The sequence below is a fragment of the Thauera sp. 28 genome (assembly GCF_000310145.2).
Classification (GTDB): Bacteria; Pseudomonadota; Gammaproteobacteria; order Burkholderiales; family Rhodocyclaceae; genus Thauera; species Thauera mechernichensis.
Genome location: NZ_AMXA01000066.1, coordinates 1 through 3,208, shown reverse-complemented (window position 1 = coordinate 3,208; position 3,208 = coordinate 1). Strand labels below are relative to the sequence as shown.

The following is a 3,208-nucleotide window of genomic DNA, read 5'->3' as shown; positions in this document are numbered from 1 at the left end:
GGGTCTTCGAGATCGCAAGATCGGAGAGGATCCAAGGTTATAGGATCAAGCGACTAAGTGCATGTGGTGGATGCCTTGGCGATCACAGGCGATGAAGGACGTGTAAGCCTGCGAAAAGCGTGGGGGAGCTGGCAATAGAGCTTTGATCCCACGATGTCCGAATGGGGAAACCCACCCCGCAAGGGGTATCCCAGACTGAATACATAGGTCTGAGGAGGCGAACGCGGCGAACTGAAACATCTAAGTAGCCGCAGGAACAGAAATCAACCGAGATTCCGCAAGTAGTGGCGAGCGAACGCGGAGCAGCCTGCACGACTAAACCATCAGCTTAGCAAAACGGTCTGGAAAGTCCGACGATACAGGGTGATAGTCCCGTATGCGAAAAGCCGGTGGCGGGTCTGAGCGTGCGACAAGTAGGGCGGGACACGAGAAATCCTGTCTGAAGATGGGGGGACCATCCTCCAAGGCTAAATACTCGTGATCGACCGATAGTGAACCAGTACCGTGAGGGAAAGGCGAAAAGAACCCCGGGAGGGGAGTGAAATAGATCCTGAAACCGCATGCATACAAACAGTGGGAGCCTCGTAAGGGGTGACTGCGTACCTTTTGTATAATGGGTCAGCGACTTACGTTCAGTGGCGAGCTTAACCGAATAGGGGAGGCGTAGCGAAAGCGAGTCTGATAAGGGCGACTTAGTCGCTGGGCGTAGACCCGAAACCGGATGATCTATCCATGGCCAGGATGAAGGTGCCGTAACAGGTACTGGAGGTCCGAACCCACTAACGTTGAAAAGTTAGGGGATGAGCTGTGGATAGGGGTGAAAGGCTAAACAAATCCGGAAATAGCTGGTTCTCCCCGAAAACTATTTAGGTAGTGCGTCGTACGGACACTTGCGGGGGTAGAGCACTGTAATCGTTGGGGGGGTCATTGCGATCTACCCCGCGATAGCAAACTCCGAATACCGCAAAGTGATATACGGCAGACAGACATCGGGTGCTAACGTCCGGTGTCAAGAGGGAAACAACCCAGACCGCCAGCTAAGGTCCCAAATGCATGGCTAAGTGGCAAACGAGGTGGGAAGGCATAGACAGCTAGGAGGTTGGCTTAGAAGCAGCCACCCTTTAAAGAAAGCGTAATAGCTCACTAGTCGAGTCGTCCTGCGCGGAAGATGTAACGGGGCTCAAGCCATGAACCGAAGCTGCGGATGTGTCTTTGACACGTGGTAGGGGAGCGTTCCGTAAGCCTGCGAAGGTGTCTCGTAAGGGATGCTGGAGGTATCGGAAGTGCGAATGCTGACATGAGTAGCGATAAAGGGTGTGAAAAGCACCCTCGCCGTAAGCCCAAGGTTTCCTGCGCAACGTTCATCGGCGCAGGGTGAGTCGGCCCCTAAGGCGAGGCAGAAATGCGTAGTCGATGGGAAACAGGTCAATATTCCTGTACCGCTCTTAGATGCGATGGGGGGACGGAGAAGGTTAGCTCAGCCATCTGTTGGAATAGGTGGTTTAAGCGTGTAGGCGTGCTGCGTAGGCAAATCCGCGTGGCTTAGCTAAGGCGTGATGACGAGGATCTTCGGATCCGAAGTGAGTGATACCCGGCTTCCAGGAAAAGCCTCTAAGCTTCAGTCTAAGAGTGACCGTACCGCAAACCGACACAGGTGGGCTGGTAGAGAATACCAAGGCGCTTGAGAGAACTCAGGAGAAGGAACTCGGCAAATTGATACCGTAACTTCGGGAGAAGGTATGCCCCTGGTACGTGAAGGCCCTCGCGGCCGGAGCGGAACGGGGTCGCAGAGAATCGGTGGCTGCGACTGTTTATTAAAAACACAGCACTCTGCAAACACGAAAGTGGACGTATAGGGTGTGACGCCTGCCCGGTGCCGGAAGGTTAAGTGATGGGGTGCAAGCTCTTGATCGAAGCCCCGGTAAACGGCGGCCGTAACTATAACGGTCCTAAGGTAGCGAAATTCCTTGTCGGGTAAGTTCCGACCTGCACGAATGGCGTAACGATGGCCACACTGTCTCCTCCTGAGACTCAGCGAAGTTGAAATGTTTGTGAAGATGCAATCTCCCCGCGGCTAGACGGAAAGACCCCATGAACCTTTACTGTAGCTTTGCATTGGACTTTGACGGGACTTGTGTAGGATAGGTGGGAGGCTATGAAACCGGGACGCCAGTTCCGGTGGAGCCAACCTTGAAATACCACCCTGGTGTCGTTGAGGTTCTAACCCAGGCCTGTGAATCCAGGTCGGGGACCGTGCATGGTGGGCAGTTTGACTGGGGCGGTCTCCTCCCAAAAGGTAACGGAGGAGTACGAAGGTCACCTAGGTACGGTCGGACATCGTACTGATAGTGCAATGGCAAAAGGTGGCTTGACTGCGAGTCCAACAAGACGAGCAGGTGCGAAAGCAGGTCATAGTGATCCGGTGGTTCTGTATGGAAGGGCCATCGCTCAACGGATAAAAGGTACTCTGGGGATAACAGGCTGATTCCGCCCAAGAGTTCACATCGACGGCGGAGTTTGGCACCTCGATGTCGGCTCATCACATCCTGGGGCTGTAGCCGGTCCCAAGGGTATGGCTGTTCGCCATTTAAAGTGGTACGTGAGCTGGGTTTAAAACGTCGTGAGACAGTTTGGTCCCTATCTGCCGTGGGCGCTGGAAGTTTGAGAGGGCCTGCTCCTAGTACGAGAGGACCGGAGTGGACGCACCCCTGGTGTACCGGTTGTGACGCCAGTCGCATCGCCGGGTAGCTATGTGCGGAAGAGATAACCGCTGAAAGCATCTAAGCGGGAAACTCGCCTCAAGATGAGACTTCCCCGGGGCCTCGAGCCCCCTGAAGGGTCGTTGAAGACCACAACGTTGATAGGCCGGGTGTGTAAGCGTGGCAACACGTTCAGCTAACCGGTACTAATTGCCCGTGTGGCTTGATCCTATAACCTTCAACACAAAACGAACTCGACTCTCTGGTGACAGCATCAACACACCAGACAATCACACAACACTTCTTCCTAACTTTGCTTCAGCTCAATACGCTGAAGAACAAGTCAAAGTCTGACGACCATAGCTGTGTGGAACCACCCCTTCCCTTCCCGAACAGGACCGTGAAACGCACATGCGCCGATGATAGTGAGGTCCGCCCTCGTGAAAGTAGGTCATCGTCAGACTAACCCACAAAACAAAGCCCTGCTCTCAAAAGAAAGCAGGGCTTTG

At 54.1% G+C, this 3,208-nt stretch carries 2 rRNA genes; both read left to right on the top strand.

Annotation, left to right across the window (positions count from 1 at the left end):
- Positions 1-43: 43 nt before the first annotated feature.
- Positions 44-2,930, top strand: a 23S ribosomal RNA gene (locus tag C662_RS19390).
- A gap of 118 nt (positions 2,931-3,048) precedes the next feature.
- Positions 3,049-3,162 (top strand): 5S ribosomal RNA (gene rrf / locus C662_RS19385).
- The last annotated feature ends 46 nt before the right edge of the window (positions 3,163-3,208 follow it).